This is a genomic window from Actinoplanes sp. NPDC051343, from assembly GCF_044455125.1.
Taxonomy (GTDB): domain Bacteria; phylum Actinomycetota; class Actinomycetes; order Mycobacteriales; family Micromonosporaceae; genus Actinoplanes.
The window spans coordinates 470587-487173 of the sequence record NZ_JBITEL010000005.1; the positions used below are offsets into that span (position 1 = coordinate 470587).

Genomic DNA, 16587 nt, shown 5'->3' on the forward strand with positions numbered 1-16587 from the left:
CCCGGGTGGAAAAGCCGTGAACCCGGGCTCCGCGCGTACGGAAAAGGTGTTTGTCAGTCGGTGATGAGCACGACGCCGGGCGGCGCGTCGAGGGCATCGACCGTCCGCTCGGCCGCGCGGTCGATCTGCACCCGCGGTTCGGCCGGCAGGCGGTCCTCGTTGTAGGTGCCCGGCCCGTAGAACTGGCCGTAGCTGAGCACGACGCCGCCCTCGGCGAGAACCGACCGCTCGAGCTCCGTCACCGCCCGGGCGTCCGGGCCGTCGGGCAGTTGCCAGGCCACGGTCTGCGCCAGGATCTTCGGTGACCCGGCCCGCCGGGCAGCCTCGATCAGGTTCTGGTTGCCCTCGGTCCGGATGCGCGCGTTCAGGTGCGCGTGGGCGCCGATGCTCGCGGCGTCGTCCGGCAGATCGGTGAGCTCGTTGAGGATCACGTCCGGCGCGAAGTCGTGGACGGCCCGGATCAGGGCGTCGGCGTCGAAGACGTCGCAGAGGATCGGTTCGGCGCCGAGGTGGCGCAGCAGTTCGGTCTTGCCGGCCGAGCGGGTCATGCCTCCGACGACATAGCCCTGTTTGATGAGCAGCGGGATCAGCCGTTGGCCGAGCACACCGGATGCCCCGGCCAGGAACACACGACGGTTCATCTGACTACCTTCCTTTCGGTTCCCCAGGCGCCTCTGTGCGCCCAGGCTGATCAGGGACAGGACCACGACGACCGCGCTGTACCAGCCGACGGTCGGCACGACCCCGAGCACATCCGTGAGGGTTCCGGCGGCGGCGACGGGCACGCCGAGCCCGACGTACGAGACGACGTAGAGGCCGGCGACCACGCCCGCACGCCGGTGCGCGTCGGCCAGCGGGATGACGAGACCCAGCGCGGCCGTGAACGCGGCGCCGAATCCGAGGCCGGCGACCGCCTGACCGGCGAACATCGCGAGAAGGTGGCCGGAGGCGGCGCCGCCGATGATGCCGAGCGAACCGGCGATCGACGCGTAGATGCCGATCCTCATCGCCGCCCGCGGCCGGACCCGCGCGAACGACAGCCCGACGACCACCGAGACCGCCGGGGCGATGAATCCGGCCAGGCCGTCGAGCAGACCGCTGTCGCGGTGGAAGACGCTCTGCACCATGCTCGGGGCCAGGCCACCGGAGAGCCCGGCCAGCATCCAGACCGCGGCGACCACGGGTGCGGCGGCGAGGAACTCGGCCCGGGCCGCGGGCGGGATCGCGACGTCGGGGATGAGCGCCCGGAGCGCCCCGGGGCGCGGGCTGATCGTCTCGGGCGCGGCCAGGATCGCCAGGCCACCGGCCACGGTCAGCACGCTGAGCGCCACGAACGCGACCGCGTTGGCGTGCGAGGTGAGCTGGATGCCCAGGCCGGCGAGCAGCGAGCCGAGGGCCAGACCACCGGTGAGGGCGACGCTGCCGAGGATCGGGCCGAGCGCTCTGCGGCGGGCCGGTGCCAGCTCGACCAGGACCGCGGTGAAGGCCGCGGTGGCCGCGCCGCTGACCACGCCCTGCACGACGCGTCCCGCGATGACCCAGCCGACGTTCGTCGCGAAGAGGAACATCAGGTTCGATGCGAGCTGGACCGCGAGCGCGCCGATCAGCACGGGCCGCCGGCCCACGTAGTCGGAGAGCGAGCCCAGGGTGAGTGCGGCGGCCAGGAAGCCGAGCGCGTAGACCGCGAACGCCACTGTGAGCAGCGCGGGCGGGAAGTCCCATTGCCGGCGATAGACCACCAGGAGCGGGGTCAGCGCGCCGGCCGCCAGATAGATGCTGTTGAAGGCCAGCGCCGCGCCGGCCAGGGCCTTTGTCGTCATGCCAACCACGCTAGGCAGCGAATGGCATTATAGTAGAGTCCACTTCCATGGCGGAATCGCAGACCAATTCTGGCGCCGATCTCCACCTCGTGCTGAGCGGCACCGGACTGCGGGCGGGGCTCACCGACGCGCTGCGCGAAGCAGTACGCTCCGGGCGCCTGACGCCGGACACCCGCCTGCCCGCGTCCCGCACCCTGGCCGCCGACCTCGGCGTCTCCCGGAGCACGGTGACCGAAAGCTACGCCGAACTGGTCGCCGAAGGTTGGCTCACGGCCCGCCAGGGCTCGGGCACCCGCGTCGCCCGCCGGGCCGAACCGCAGGCCACCGCAGTCCTTCCCCGGCCAACCCGGCCGCCCCGGCCGATCGAAGCCCTGATGCCGGGGGCACCCGACTACGCCGAATTCCCGCGGACCGCCTGGCTCGCCGCCGCCCGCCGCGCCCTCGACGCGGCACCGCCCAGCGCCTTCGGGTACGGCGACCCGCTCGGCCGGATCGAGCTGCGCGCCGCCCTGGCCGACTACCTCGCCCGCGCCCGAGGCGTGTCCGCCGATCCCCGGCACATCGTCATCTGCTCGGGATTCCACCATGGACTGGCCCTGGTGGCCCGGGCGCTGCGGGCCCGGGGCGCCCGGGCGGTGGCCGTCGAGGCGTACGGGCTCGACCTCTATCGGACCCTGCTCGTCGACGCCGGCCTGGACGTCGGTTCGATCCCGGTCGACGAGCACGGCGCACGCGTCGGCGAGTTACGCGACGTTGCCGCCGTGCTGCTGACGCCCGCGCACCAGTTCCCGACCGGGGTCGCCCTCTCCCCCGAACGCCGGGCGCAGGTCCTCGACTGGGCCCGCACCACCGGCGGACTGATCCTCGAGGACGACTACGACGGCGAGTTCCGGTACGACCGCAAGCCGGTCGGCGCCCTGGCGGGCCTCGACCCGGACCGGGTCGTCTACTTCGGCACGGCGAGCAAGTCGCTGGCGCCGGCCATCCGCGCGGCGTGGACGGTGACGCCCGGACACCTGCTCCCGGAGGTCGCGGCGGCCAAGGGCCCCGTCGAGACGGTCAGTGTGCTCGATCAGCTGACGCTCGCCGAGTTCATCCGGTCGGGCGCCTTCGACCGGCACGTACGCGTCCGCCGGCAGACCTACCGGCGCCGGCGTGAGCAGCTGATCGCGGCCCTGGCGCGGGCCGCCCCCGAGGTGCGGGTGACCGGCATGGCGGCCGGCCTGCAGGCGGTCCTGGTGCTCCCGCCCGGAACCGAGAAGGCGGCGCTGCAGGCCGCGTCCCGCCGAGGGCTGAAGATCAGCAGCCTCGGCGAGTTTCACGGCGGCGCAACGCCGGACGCTCTGGTCGTGAACTATTCGGCCGTGTCGGACAGCGCCTGGGACGGCACCCTCGACGCCCTGGTCGCGGCATTGCGTCCGCTCAGTCCTTGAGAAGCTGGCGGGCCATCACGATGCGCTGCACCTGGTTGGTGCCCTCGTAGATCTGGGTGATCTTGGCGTCGCGCATCATGCGCTCGACCGGGTAGTCGCGGGTGTAGCCGTAGCCGCCGAGGAGCTGGACGGCGTCGGTGGTGATCTCCATTGCGGCGTCGGAGGCGAAGCACTTCGCGGCGGCACCGAAGTAGGTCAGGTCGGCGTCGCCGCGCTCGCTCTTGCCCGCCGCGGCGTAGGTCAGCTGCCGGGCCGCCTCGAGCTTCATGCCCATGTCGGCCAGCATGAACTGCACACCCTGGAAATCGGCGATCGGCTTACCGAACTGCTTGCGCTCCTTGACGTACCCCTTCGCGAAGTCCAGCGCGCCCTGCGCGATGCCCAGCGCCTGGGCCGCGATCGTCACGCGGGTGTGGTCGAGGGTCTGCATCGCGGTGGCGAACCCGGTGCCTTCCTCGCCGATCATGCGATCGGCCGGGATGCGTACGTTGTCGAAGTAGACCTCGCAGGTCGGCGAGCCCTTGATGCCGAGCTTCTTCTCGGGGGCACCGAAGCTGACACCCTCGTCCGACTTCTCCACGACGAAGGCGGAGATGCCCCGCGACCGGGCCGAGGCGTCGGTCGAGGCGAAGACCGTGTAGAACTCCGACACCCCGGCGTTGGTGATCCAGCGCTTCACGCCGTTGAGCACCCAGAAGTCGCCGTCCCGGACGGCCTTCGTCGTCATCGAGGCGGCGTCGGAACCCGCCTCGGGCTCGGACAGGCAGTAGGAGAACATCGCCTCGCCGGACGCGACCTTCGGCAGGTACCTCTCCTTCAGCGAGGCGGACGCCGAGAGCAGCAGCGGCATCGTGCCGAGCTTGTTGACCGCCGGGATCAGCGACGACGAGGCGCAGGCCCGGGCCACCTCCTCGATCACGATCGCGGTGGCCAGCGCGTCGGCGCCGGCCCCGCCGTACTCGGCCGGGATGTGCGGCGCGTGAAAGTCGGAGGCGCGCAGCGCGTCGTAGGACGCCTTGGGGAACTCAGCGGTCTCGTCGGCCTCGGCCGCGTGCGGCGCGACCTTGGCGTCGCAGACCTCGCGCACCGCGGCACGGATCGCCTCGTGGTCTTCCGGCAGCTGGTAGACGTCGAAATCACTCATGGCCAAGCCCTTCCATCGGCGGTCCCGGGCGCGATGTTACCGGCGCGTAGCGTGCGCGTGCCAGGTCTCCTGCGTTGTGCGCCAGAACACGCCCGGGGGACGGAGGTTTCCGCATCCGACCGCGAGGCTGAGCAGTTTCTGTCATCTTCGCCCGGCCTGAGCCTGTTCTAATGAGGTGTCGGACCGGCATGCTCTAGTCATCCGGATTTAGAGGTGGGCGAGGGGGTTCGGTGGCGCAGGCTGAGGAGCCGCAGGGCTACGACGACGACCTGGCGCGGATCGATGCCTCGATCGCGGACCTCAAGAAACGCGACATCGCCGCGGCCAAGGAGCGCACCCAGATCGCCGCCAAGATCCAGGCGGCCCAGTTCCAGCGCGACATCCTCTCGCACGCCAACACTCAGCAGAAGGGCAAGCGGGCCCGGCCCCGGCGCGGCCGGCCCGACGCACCGCCCCCGCCCGGGCCCGGCAGCCGGCTACGCGCGGACGCTCCACCGCCGCCCGGGGCCGGCGGCGGCCCACGCGCGGACGCTCCACCGCCGCCCGGGGCCGGCGGCGGCCCACGCGCGGACGCCCCACCGCCACCCGGGCCCGGCGGCCGGCCACGCGCCGATAACCCGCCGCCACCGGGGCCCACCGGCCAGACGCGGGCCGACGCCCCGCCGCCGCCCACCGGCCAAGCGCGTACGGACGCACCTCCACCGCCCACGACCCGCAGCCGCACCGACCCGGCCCCGCCGCCCTCGGCCGGGCGCTCAACTGGGTCCTCAGCTGGGCCCTCGGCCCGGACCACGCGGAGCGCGGGACGGACCGTGCCCGACTGGGCCGAGCCCGGCACGGCCCACACCGGCCCGCCCGGCGTGGCCACCGACGGGGTCACCCTGCTCGCCGACGACCCGCCGCCGATCGAGGAGCGCCCGGCACCGCCGCGCCGGCCCGGCTTCACCACCGCCGAGGTGCACCCGCCCGAGGCGTCCCAGCAGTCGGTGCAGAACATCATGCTCGCGATCGGCGCGCTGCTCATCGGCGTCGCCGCGGTCGTGTTCGCCGGCGTCGCGGTCAGCAACCCGGTCGCCCGGTCCACCATCCTCTTCGTCGCCACGCTGATCGCCCTGGTCGCCGCGCCCGGCATCGCCCGGGCCGGTCTCAGCTCGACCGCCGAGACGATCTCCGGCGTCGGCCTGGTGCTGCTGCCGCTGGCGTTGTTCGCCCTGCACGGCACCGCGATCGCGGGCGGGGCGGACGTCTCGTCCCCGCTCTATCTGGGCATCAGCTTCGCGATAACCGCGGTGGCGAGCTTCCTCTACGCCGCCTTCACCCGGCTGAGCGCGCCGAGATATGCCACGGTCATCGCCGTGCAGCCGGTGCCGCCGCTGCTCGCCTACCCGATGATCCAGAGCGCGGCCGGCTGGGCACTTGCCCTCACCGTCGTGGCGCTGCTCGACCTGCTGCTGCTCACCACCGTGATCCGGGGCGGCCGGCTGGTGCCGCAGTGGCCGATCGGACGCCCGGTCGCCGCCGACCGCGAGTCGCCGGCCGACGCCGACGAGGCCCGGGCCGCGGGCGAAACCGACTACGCCCGCCGAGACGACCTCGACCCCGAACCCCGGCCGGAGTCCGCGCCCGAGGAACCCGACCTGGTCATCCCGGGCCTGGCCGGCCGCAAGCGCCGCTGGTGGGCGCCGACGCGCATCTTCCCCGGCCCGCGCCCGGCCGACGCCCCCGCGGCCGGATCGGTGCCGGTCGCCCCGCCCGCCACCCCGCCGTCCGCCGACTGGCTGCGCGAGCTCACGTTCGCGCTGCTCTGCCTGGCCGGGGCGGGTGCCCTGCTCTATTCGACCGCCGCGCTGCTGCAGGCCGAAGTCGTGCCCGACGCGCTGCGCTCGGGCCTGGTGCTGGTGCTCGCCGCGGTCACCGCGGTCGCCGCCGCCCGGCTGCTCGACAACCTGATGGCCCGCAACATCACCGGCGGGGTCCTGGTGCTCGCGGTGATCGGCGCCTCGGCCCGCATCGCCGACGTGGCGTCCCCGCACTGGACGCTGGCGATGGCCGCCGCCGCGGTCGCGCTCAGCGGCGCGGTGGTCGGCCTGATCCCGCCCCAGGTCCGCCGGGGCCCCGAGGTGGCGTCCGCGATCGCGCTGACCCTCATCGGCATCTTCGTGGGCATCGCCGCGATCCGCGCCGGTTTCGCCCCGGTACAGGCGGCCCGGCCGATCTGGCGGGCCGACACCGCCGAGTACGCGCGGCACATCGCCGAGGCGGCCGGCCCGGCCGGCTGGCTGCTCGCTTTCAGTGCTCTCCTGCTGACCATCGCCGCTGCGGTTGCGCTGCCCCCGGGCGTACGCCACGAAGGCGCCGTGATCGGCGTGGCCCTGACCGCCCTGTCCGTGCCCGCCTCGCTCGGCCTGAAATGGTCGACCGCGCCCTGGCCCCTGATCCTCGCCGCGATCGCCATCGGCGCCGCCGGCCTGGCCGCCAACACGAAACGCATCGCCGTCACCCACGTGGTCGCGGCGGGCGTCGTCGGGCTGTTCGGGGCCGCGTCCGCCCTCAGCGCCTCCTGGCTGACCGCGGCCGTGCTGACCGCGCTCGCCGGGGCCGGCGTGATGGTCGCGGTGGCCGCCCGCCAGATCCCGATCCGCCTCTACTCGTGGATGGTCGGCGACTGGGCGGCCGGTGCCACCGCGCTGGCCCTGCCGGGGGCCGTGGTGACCGGCGCGCTCGCCGTCTCCGACCGCGGAGGTGGCCCGCCCGCGACCGAGGCCGTGACCGTCCCCGCGCTGGCCCTCGGCTTCCTGGCCGTCGCCGGCACGCTCAGCTACGCGGCGGTGTTCCAGGTGGCCCGGCGCGAGGTCAGCCTGCCGCTGACGATCGGCACCGGCCTCGGCGCGGTCTCCCTCGCCCTGGCCGCCCTGCTCGCCGACGGCGCCACCCGGCCCGACATCTGGGTCGGCGCGCTGCTTCTGGTCGCGGCCGGCCTGCTGTTCGCGGCCAAGTCGATCGACAACGGGCGGCGCAGCGACCGGGTGCTCGACGGCCCCGACATCGCCGCCGCGGCCGCCACCGTGGCGATCATCGGCGCGTTGTCCCGGGTCGCCGCGCTCGCCTTCCCCGGTGCCCCGCTCGCGGTGGCCGGCGTGATGGTGCTGCTGGTCGCGTTCGGCGTGGCCGTCCTGCCGGAGGACTGGCGGCGCGGCCCGGTACGCGGCCTCGCGGTGGCCGGCGTGGTCGTCGGCGCGCTCGCCGGTTACCTGGCGCTGGCCGGCGCGTTCCGCAACCTGGCCTTCCCGGGCGGGCTCTGGGCCGGTGACCTCAGCAACTACTCCACCCACCCGGCGGCCGGTGCCTGGCAGGCCCCGTTCACGCTGGCCGTCGTCGCGTTCGCGGCGGCCATGGCGGCGCCCCGGCCGTGGTCGTTCGACATCTCGGCGCTGTGCGGCGCCCTCGCCGCGATCGGCGCCCCGGCCGCGCTCGGCCTGCCCTGGTGGTCGCCGCTGCTGATCGGCGGAGCGGTCGCGCTGGCCTACGGCGTGGCCTCGGTGACCGCCTCCGACCCGCGGGCCGCGCTGGCCCGGGCCGCCGCGGCCGCCGCGGTCCTGCTCTACGCGGTCGGCGCCGGCCTGGTGATGCCCTGGTCGACCGGCCTCGGCCTGCTGCTGGTGGTCGGCATCGGCCTGTTGGTGGCGGCCCTGTCCCGCACCCCGGTCGCGTTCAACAGCGACGAACTGGCCGACGAACAGGCGACCGTGCGCGGACTCCCCCGCTTCTGGACGCCGTCGTCGACCGAAGCCGACATGGCCCGCGACGACACCGGCATGCCGCGGCACCGGGCCCAGATCGGTGGCGCGGCCACCGGCGCGGTGCTGCTCGCGCTGCCCGGCGTGCTCGCCTCCCTCGCCGCCGACCAGGGCCGCAACGCCCAGGTCGTGCTGACCGCCGCGCTCGCCGCGTCGGCGCTCGGCCTGGCCCTGCTCGCCCTCGGCGGCCGATACTTCCCGCAATTCCTGCCGTGGGCCACCGTCGGCCTGGTACTCGGCGCGACCGTCACCGCGTTCGCCTCGATACCGACGCCGTACCCGACCGCCCTCTACGCCGCCGCGGCCGCCCTCCTCGGCGTGCTCGCCGAGCTCTATCGCGGAGCCACGCCGGCGCCCGGCCTGACCGTCTCCAGCCGCCGGTACGCCGCCGAGGGCCGCACGCCGCGCTGGACCACCCGGCGGCCGATCGGGCTGAGCGGCCGCTGGCTGGTCGACCCGGCCACCAGCGCGGTCGTCCTCGCCCTGGTACCGACCGTTCTCGCCATCTTCTCGATCGCGCCCGCCCTGCGCGCCGCCCTGATCGACCCGCTCGCCCAGGCGCAGCACATCTGGGACGGTCCGATCGCGTCGCTCGCCCACCCCTCCCCCGGCTACGTCGACGCGACCAGCGTGCTGGCGATCGTGCTGCTCACCGGGGCGGCCGCGCTGGCCGCGATCGGGTTCGGCGGCAAGGCGTCCGAGGCGGTCCCGGTGATCCTGCCCGGCATCGCGGTGACCCTGCTGATCGCCCCGATCGCCTGGCGCCTGCCGTTCCCGGCCGCGACCACCGCCGCGCTGGCCGTCTTCACGATCACGATGCTCGGACTCGCGCTGACCCCGCCACCGGCCGGCCGGGGTTCGTTGCTGCGCACCACCCGCAACGTGGTCTTCGTGATCGGTCTGCTGGCCGGCGGCGCCGGTCTCGCCGGCAGCCTCGCCCAGCAGCGGCTGACCCTGTTCACGCTGGGCAGCGCGGTCGCGGTCGGCCTGGTCGCCGCCATCGTCGGCAAGAGCCAGTCGGCCCGCGTGCTGGGCTGGCTGTTCGCCGCCGTGATGGGCCAGTTCTTCGTGCTGACCGTGGCGATCGCGGCCGGCATGGAACGCTCGTGGGCCGCGTTCGGCGTGCTCGCGGTCGGTGCCGCACTGCTGATCCTGGAGGCGGCGCTGCCCCGCCTCGGCCTCCCGCAGTACCGCATCGAGGCGATGACCGTCGAGTGGAGCGGCTACGCGTCGGCCCTGCTCGCGGGCGCCCTGGCCTACGATTCACCGGCCCACCTGGCCGCACTCTTCTCGGCCTGGGGCGCGGTGCTCGGCCTGGCCGCCACCCGGCGCGACCGGCGGGCCAAGCAGCGCCGGCTGCTCTTCTGGACCGCGGTCGGTTTCGAGGTGGTCGGCTGGTGGATGTTCATCGCGCTGGCCGACGTGGCGGTCCCCGAGGCCTACACCCTGCCGTTCGCGGCGATGGCCCTGCTGGTCGGCATCTTCGAGGCCCGCACCCGCCCCGACCTGAGCAGCTGGGCAGCGTACGGCCCGGCGCTGCTGGCCGCGTTCGTCCCGACGGTCGGCATCGTGGTGGCCAACCACGACAACGAGGTACGCCAGGTCCTCCTGCTGCTCGGCGCGGTCGGCACGCTGATCGTCGGCTCGATCACCCGCCAGCAGGCCCCGGTGGTCGTCGGCGCCGCGGCAACCGTGATCGCCGCACTGACCTTCGCCGCAACCCTGGTCGGCCCATGGCTGGTCCTGGTGCCGGTCGGCGTGATCCTGCTCTTCATCGGAGCAACCAGCGAAAGCCGGCGCCGCACCCAGGAACGCTTCCGCGGCGCCCTGATCAAGATGCGGTGACCGACGGTCACCCTTTCGAGAAAATACGGAAGTATCAGAAAGTCCCGCCTCGACAGTGCGGGCCGATTGCCACTCGGCCCCTCTGCGCCGGTTCCGGGCGGGCCCGGCAAATGTCTCAGTTCCGGCGCGTTCAAGTGGCTCCCGACGCGCCGTGACTATCCGGCCCGACCCGGTCCGTCCTGCTCGAGCTCGGCGTCGTGATCGAATCCTCACCCCAACCGGCACCGCGACCCCCAGCGGGGCAGTCCAGCCCGGCACCGCGACCCCGCCGCGCGAACCAGCCGACACCGCGACCCTTCCCGGCAGAGACCAGCCCGGCGCCCGACCCCAGCAACGCAGACCCGGCCAGCACCGCGACCCCGCCGGGCGCCGCGACCCCGCCCGGCCGGCACTGTGCCCCCTCCCGGCGCAGAACCGCACCGCGGCGTCGGTGACGCTGGAAGCCCGACGGATGCCCAGGTCGAGCCGGCTACGGGCGCCAGGCGCGGATAACCGCCCCAGGCAACGATCGCGGCCTCGGGCACGAGACCGCCCAGGCCGCCGGCGGCACCCGGCCGGGCCCGGCCACCGTCGAGCTGGCGTTCTTGCCCAAGCTTCCGCGTTCGCTGGACGCGGAAGTCCCTCCAGGGCCCGGCAGCGTCTCAGGAGAAAGCGCCCTCAGGCTCCGGGATCACGCAGTGAGGTCGGTGTGATCAGAGGCTGGAGCATGAGAGTCCCGGGCAACCGCCGCGCGACCCCGGCAAGCAGATCGGCCACCTGGACCCGCGGATCGTCGCGCGAGTCCACCATGGTCAGACCGGCCAGGGGAGATATCGGGCTCGCGTCGGCCAGAACCCGCCGGAGCCGGGTCAACCGGCCCGCGGTCAGGGCGCTCTGCTCGTCGTGCACAACAAGCACCCGCCGCTGGCCGCCGCTCCAGGACAGGACGGTTTCGGCCAGCGCCGGCAGCATCGGCTCCAGTGGCGGCGGGATGCTCGGGTCACCGTCGTCGAGGCGGGCGGCCAGATCGCGTACGCGGGTGGCGCCGAGCCCGCCCAGTACGGCCTCGGCCGATGCGCCGAGCCGGTGTCCCGCGAGAGCGTCCCGGGCCTGCAGAAATTGTGCCGCGGCCTCGTCGCCCGGCTTTCGCCGTTTCGTCCGGACCAGCTCGACGAACGCGGTCAGGAACCCGGTCCAATCGCCGCCCGCCGACCGCCCCACCCGATAGAGAGCGACCGCGGCCGGCCTCTGCGCCTCGGTCAGCCGGGTGCCGGCCGCGTAGGAGGCGTCGCTCAGCAGAAGGTCGACGACCCGGGTGACGAGGAAGAACTCTTTGTCGATCAGGTGAACGCGGGCGCGCCCGGGCAGTACCGCCAGAAACCGTTCGACCGCCTCGGCCGCGCCTCGCCGGCGGAGGAAGGGTCCCGACTTGAGCTCCCCGAACTCGGATCGCAGCGCCGCGACCAACGCGACGCTCTCGTCCCCGCTCAGGTCGACGCTCGCATGCGTGATCAACGGCGTGCGGGAATCCAGCAGGTTGGTGCCCGAGAACCCGGACTCGTCACAGGCGATCTCGACGACGGCGCCGTCCACCGCGCCGGTCGGCGGAAGCCCGCCCTGAAGCGGCGATCTCACCACCATGCCGCCATGGTCGTCCCCGCCGCCCGGTCGGACAACCGGATTCCCGGGTGGACCGGGTCAGGGCAGCAATCCCCGGACGACGTCGACGCCCGGGTTGATGAACGAGCGTTCTCCCGCGATCACCGTCGGCACCGTCTCGTCGCCGCCGGTGACCTCGCGGACCGACGCCGCGCCGTCCGGGTCGGCCCAGATGTCGACCCACAGGACGCGTCGTGCGTCGCGGCCCAGGCGGGTGCGCAGGCGCAGGCAATAGGGGCAGCCCGGTCGCCAGTAGACGATCGGTCGCCCGTCGTCGTCGCTGGCCACCCGCGCCGCCTCGTCGGTCATCGGGCGGGGAAACATCAACGGCGACACCACGAGGGCAGCGGCCAGGAGGAACACGAAGACGCCGAACGCGGTCCACCGGGAGCCGGCCACCGCGTCGAAGCCGCCGATCACCACGGCGGCGGCGAGCAGCATCAGGCTCTGGTTCCAGCGCCGCATCACGACATCAGTCGGTCGCGGAGCGCGGCGTCCTTCTCGGCCACCATCTTCTCGAGCCCGGCCTGGAAGTCGACCATCCGGGCGCGCAGTGCGGGGTCGGCCGCCCCGAGGATCCGCACCGCAAGCAGGCCCGCGTTGCGCGCCCCGCCGATCGACACCGTTGCCACCGGCACGCCGGCCGGCATCTGCACGATCGAGAGCAGTGAGTCCATCCCGTCGAGGTGCTTGAGCGGCACCGGCACCCCGATCACCGGCAGCGGCGTCAGCGCGGCGACCATGCCCGGCAGGTGAGCCGCCCCGCCGGCTCCGGTAATGATCACCCGCAGGCCGCGATCCGCAGCCGATGAAGCGTAGGAAACCATCTTGTGGACGGTGCGGTGGGCAGATACCACGCCGACCTCGAACGGCACCTCGAATTCGGTCAGCGCGACCGCGGCCGCCTCCATCGTGGACCAGTCGGAGTCGCTGCCCATGATGATGCCGACGACGGGAGCGGGTGCCATTATCTGCCTTCCTGCAGCCATTGAGCGGCCCGGGCCGCCCGGGCCCGCACCGAGGTCATGTCGTCGCCGAGCACGGTCACGTGCCCGATCTTGCGGCCGGGCCGCACCTGCTTGCCGTAGAGGTGCACCCGGGCGCCCGGGTCCTCGGCGAACAGGTGGTGCAGCCGCTCGTCGATCGAGATGCCGCCCGGCTTGCCGCCGAGCACGTTGGCCATCACCACGGCCGGGGCGGTCAGCGTGGTCTCGCCCATCGGGTAGTCGAGCACTGCCCGCAGGTGCTGCTCGAACTGCGAGGTGCGGGCGCCCTCGATCGTCCAGTGGCCGGAGTTGTGCGGCCGCATCGCCAGCTCGTTGACGACGATGCCGGCGTCGGTCTCGAACAGCTCGACCGCGAGCAGCCCGACCACACCGAGCTCGTTGGCCAGGTCGATCGCCAGCTGCTGCGCCTGCAGGGCGCGCGCCTCGTCGAGACCGGGCGCGGGCGACAGGACCTCGACACAGATGCCGTCCCGCTGCACGGTCTCGACGATCGGGTAGGCCGCGACCTGTCCGAACGGTGACCGGGCGACCAGCGCCGCCAGCTCCCGCCGCAGCGGCACCCGTTCCTCCACGATCAGCGACGTGCCGGTTTCGACCAGCGCCGCTGCCTCGTCGCGCGAGTTCAGCGTCCACACGCCCTTGCCGTCGTATCCGCCACGGGTCGCCTTGGCCACGACCGGCCAGACACCGCCGGCAAAGGTCTCGATGTCGTCGGGCGAGCCGACGCGGCCCCACCGCGGCACCGGCGCACCGAGCGCCGCCAGCCGCTCCCGCATCATGCCCTTGTCCTGCGCGAACACCAGCGCCCGCGACCCCGGGAAGATTTTGACGCCCTCGGCTTCGAGCGCCTCGATGTGTGCGGTCGGCACGTGTTCGTGGTCGAACGTGACCGCCTCGCACCCCTTGGCAAACTCGCGGAGCGCGGCCAGGTCGGTGTGCTCCCCGATCCGCACATCACTGGCGACGAGCGCCGCACTGTCGTCCGCCGACACGCTGAGCACCCGCAGCGACTGACCAAGCGAGATCGCGGCCTGGTGCGTCATGCGAGCCAACTGCCCGCCCCCCACCATGCCGACCACGGGCAGACCGGTTCGAATATCCATCGTCCGCCCAGCGTAGTGCGTTATCCACAGGCCTCTCCGACCGGCCCGGCGGGCTCGTAGCATCTAGGCATGAGCGCTCAGGAAGTCGGTCGGTACATGCCTGCCGTGGTCACGCTCGACGATCTCGCCGCGATGATCGCCGCGGACGAGTACGGGCACCGCTACGAAACCAGTCCTGAGGGAGCCCTCTCTGTCGTGCCACCCCCCGATAACGCCCATGGCTTCATCGCCACCGATCTCATGGCATGGCTGATTGCCGCCGGTTTTCCCCGGCGACAGATCGCGCAGGTCGCCGGCATCCGTATTCCCGGGCGGACGGTCGACGGCGGCCGCATTCCCGATCTCGTGATCTGGTCAAGGCCGCAGCCACCGGCTGTCGTCTGGAATGCGACGACCGATCTCCTCGCGGTGGTCGAGATCATCTCGCCCGGGTCGGAGGCAATCGATCAGTTGGTCAAGGTGGCGGAGTATGCGAAGGCCGGCATTCCTGGTTACTGGACCGTTGCACGCGACCCGCGGAACACCGTGACGCTTTTCCGGCTCGGCTCGAACGACACCTACGAGACAGCCGGCCAGATGTCGCTCGAGGATCTGCTCGAGCAGTCGCCGACGAGCTTCCTCGACTGATCGGCGCTCTCCCCGGTCATGACGTGAGGCGGGCGAGGAGATCTTCGGCCGTCGTGACCGGGCGGTCGCAGACGAAGCCGCGGCACACGTAGGCCGCCGCCTCGCCGTTGATGAACGGGCGGTCGGCCAGCAGCGGAACCCCCGGGTGGTCCGGCCGGCCGGCGACGATCACGCTTCCCGGCGGGGCATGCCGCCGGGCGGCGGCGACAAGAGGGTCACTCTCCGGCGACTCGGTCGCGATTGCTATCTCGTACGGCCCGGAGAGTGCCGCCTCGGCAACCGTTGCCGCATAGCCCGCGAAGCGCGGGTGTCCCCCGATCACCGGCCCGACCGTGGCCAGCGCCGCGTCGGCCGCTTCGCGGTAGGCCGTCTCGCCGCTCAGGGCTGCGTAGCCGACGAGGGCCGCGCAAAGGGCCGACTGCCCAGCGGGTGTCGCGTTGTCGGTCGGGTCGGCGGGCCGGGTGACCAGGCGTTCCGCGTCGTCGGCGGTGTCGTAGAAGCCGCCCGCCCCGTTGCCGAAGTGTGCGAGCGCCACGTCGAGCAGCTGCTTGGCCAGGGTGAGCCAGCGCCCGTCCAGGGTGAGCTGGTGCACGGCCAGGAAGGCCTCGGCCACGCAGCCGTAGTCGTCGAGCACGCCCGCCGGCGCGCCAACCACGCCGTCGCGCGAGACCCGCCGCAGCCGCCCGTCGACCAGGTGCCGGTCGGCGAGCATTTCGGCGAGGGCCACCGCCGCGTGACGCGATGCGGCGGAGCCGGTGAGCTGGGCGTGTGAAGCCAGCGCGGTGATCGCCAGTCCGTTCCATGAGGCGACCACCTTGTCGTCGCGGGCGGGCTGCGGCCGCCGCTCGCGGGCCGCCAGCAGCCGGGCGCGTACGTCCTGCCACCGTTCGACCAGGTCGGGGGCCGCCGCGTCGATGTCGCGGGCGAGCACCAGCACGCTGCTGCCGTGCTCGAACGTGCCCGCGGTCGTGACGTTGAACAGGTCGGCCGCCCAGGTGCCGTCCTCCTCGCCCAGTTCCCCGATCAGCTGGGCCGGCGTCCACGAGTACGTCAGCCCTTCGACGCCCTCGGTGTCGGCGTCGAGGGCGGACGCCAGTCCGCCGGCCGGGGTGGCCAGGTCGCGCAGCAGGAACGCGGCCGTCTCGTCGGCGATGCGCCGGGCGAACGGGTCGTCGGTGAGGCGCCACACCTGGGTGTACGCCCGCAGCAGCAGCGCGTTGTCGTACAGCATCTTCTCGAAGTGCGGCACCGTCCAGGTGGCGTCCACCGCGTAGCGTGAGAACCCGCCCGCCAGCTGGTCGTAGATGCCGCCGCGGCCCATCGCCTCGATGGTGTGCCGGACGATTTCCAGGGACGCCGCCGACCCGGTGCGCTGGTGGTGCCGCAACAGGAAGAGCAGGTTCATGTGGGGCGGGAACTTGGGCGCCCCGCCGAATCCGCCGTGCAGCTCGTCGTGCTCCTGGGCCAGTCCGGACGCCGCCGCGTCGAGGAGTTCGGCCGAGATCGGTGCGGTCGGCCCGCCGGCGAGCTGGGCTCCGCCGATCGCCTCGACGACCCGGGCACCTTGCGCGACGACCTCGTGGCGCTGCTCCTGCCAGGCTTTGCTGATCGCGCCGAGCAGCTGCCGGAAGTTGGTCTTCGGGAAGTAGGTGCCGCAGAAGAACGGGTCGCCGTCGGGTGTGGCGAAGACCGTCATCGGCCATCCGCCCTGCCCGGTCATCGCCTGCGTGGCGGTCATGTAGACGGCGTCGACGTCGGGCCGCTCCTCACGATCCACCTTGATCGCGACGAAGCCCTCGTTCATCTGCCGGGCGACGCCCTCGTCCTCGAACGATTCGTGCGCCATCACATGACACCAGTGGCAGGCCGCGTAGCCGACGGAGATCAAAACCGGGACATCTCGGCGCCGCGCCTCCTCGAACGCCTCCGGGCACCACGGCCACCAGTCCACCGGATTCTCGGCGTGCTGGAGGAGATACGGCGAGGTCGCAGCACCCAATCGGTTCACGTTGATCAGCCTCTCACATCGCGAAGTGCCAATATCGATATTCAAAGGCCGTCGGCTCGGCCGCCTGATTTATCTACATACTTCACTCATCGGCCATCACGTAGTGAACGCACTTCTTCGGTTTACGGGCTTTCGCACGATTAGCTCGACTTAGCCCGATCGCCT

General features: G+C 72.8%; 10 protein-coding genes. 3 read left to right on the forward strand and 7 right to left on the reverse strand.

Annotated features, from left to right (window positions below):
* Window positions 1–53: 53 nt before the first annotated feature.
* Complete coding sequence (locus tag ACIA5C_RS19600) at window positions 54–1820, reverse strand: MFS transporter (protein WP_396056459.1); 1767 nt, start codon at window positions 1818–1820, stop codon at window positions 54–56.
* 47 nt (window positions 1821–1867) lie between these two features.
* On the opposite strand from ACIA5C_RS19600, the gene ACIA5C_RS19605 reads away from it, so the two are divergent.
* Window positions 1868–3253, forward strand: a complete 1386-nt coding sequence (locus tag ACIA5C_RS19605) for a PLP-dependent aminotransferase family protein (RefSeq protein ID WP_396056460.1) — start codon at window positions 1868–1870, stop codon at window positions 3251–3253.
* Here the strand turns inward: ACIA5C_RS19605 and ACIA5C_RS19610 are convergent.
* Window positions 3243–4397 carry an acyl-CoA dehydrogenase family protein gene (locus ACIA5C_RS19610; RefSeq protein WP_396056462.1) on the reverse strand — a complete coding sequence of 385 codons (1155 nt, stop codon included), beginning with the start codon at window positions 4395–4397 and terminating at the stop codon, window positions 3243–3245. The two genes, ACIA5C_RS19605 and ACIA5C_RS19610, sit on opposite strands and share 11 nt — an antisense overlap.
* Before the next feature lie 230 nt (window positions 4398–4627).
* Here ACIA5C_RS19610 and ACIA5C_RS19615 point away from each other — a divergent pair, with 230 nt between their 5' ends.
* Entirely contained in the window at window positions 4628–10039 is a 5412-nt protein-coding gene (locus ACIA5C_RS19615; RefSeq protein ID WP_396056464.1) for an SCO7613 C-terminal domain-containing membrane protein, read from the forward strand.
* Between the two features lie 657 nt (window positions 10040–10696).
* Here the strand turns inward: ACIA5C_RS19615 and ACIA5C_RS19620 are convergent.
* Genes ACIA5C_RS19620 through ACIA5C_RS19635 form a run of 4 tightly spaced genes read right to left on the reverse strand, consistent with a single transcriptional unit; the run spans window position 10697 to window position 13787 of the window.
* Window positions 10697–11659, reverse strand: a complete 963-nt coding sequence (locus ACIA5C_RS19620) for a hypothetical protein (protein WP_396056466.1) — start codon at window positions 11657–11659, stop codon at window positions 10697–10699.
* Window positions 11660–11716: 57 nt separating this feature from the next.
* A complete protein-coding gene (locus tag ACIA5C_RS19625) occupies window positions 11717–12142 on the reverse strand; it encodes a glutaredoxin domain-containing protein (protein WP_396056468.1) in 426 nt (141 codons plus the stop codon).
* Entirely contained in the window at window positions 12142–12645 is a 504-nt protein-coding gene (purE, locus tag ACIA5C_RS19630; protein WP_396056470.1) for a 5-(carboxyamino)imidazole ribonucleotide mutase, read from the reverse strand. The genes ACIA5C_RS19625 and purE overlap by 1 nt, the downstream gene beginning before the upstream one ends.
* Window positions 12645–13787 carry a 5-(carboxyamino)imidazole ribonucleotide synthase gene (locus ACIA5C_RS19635; RefSeq protein ID WP_396056472.1) on the reverse strand — a complete coding sequence of 381 codons (1143 nt, stop codon included), beginning with the start codon at window positions 13785–13787 and terminating at the stop codon, window positions 12645–12647. Before ACIA5C_RS19635 ends, purE begins: the two co-directional genes overlap by 1 nt.
* Window positions 13788–13856: 69 nt before the next feature.
* Here ACIA5C_RS19635 and ACIA5C_RS19640 point away from each other — a divergent pair, with 69 nt between their 5' ends.
* Complete coding sequence (locus tag ACIA5C_RS19640) at window positions 13857–14414, forward strand: Uma2 family endonuclease (RefSeq protein WP_396056474.1); 558 nt, start codon at window positions 13857–13859, stop codon at window positions 14412–14414.
* A 16-nt stretch (window positions 14415–14430) separates the two neighbouring features.
* On the opposite strand, the gene ACIA5C_RS19645 is transcribed toward ACIA5C_RS19640, so the two are convergent.
* Window positions 14431–16422 carry a thioredoxin domain-containing protein gene (locus ACIA5C_RS19645; protein ID WP_396056476.1) on the reverse strand — a complete coding sequence of 664 codons (1992 nt, stop codon included), beginning with the start codon at window positions 16420–16422 and terminating at the stop codon, window positions 14431–14433.
* Window positions 16423–16587 lie beyond the last annotated feature (165 nt).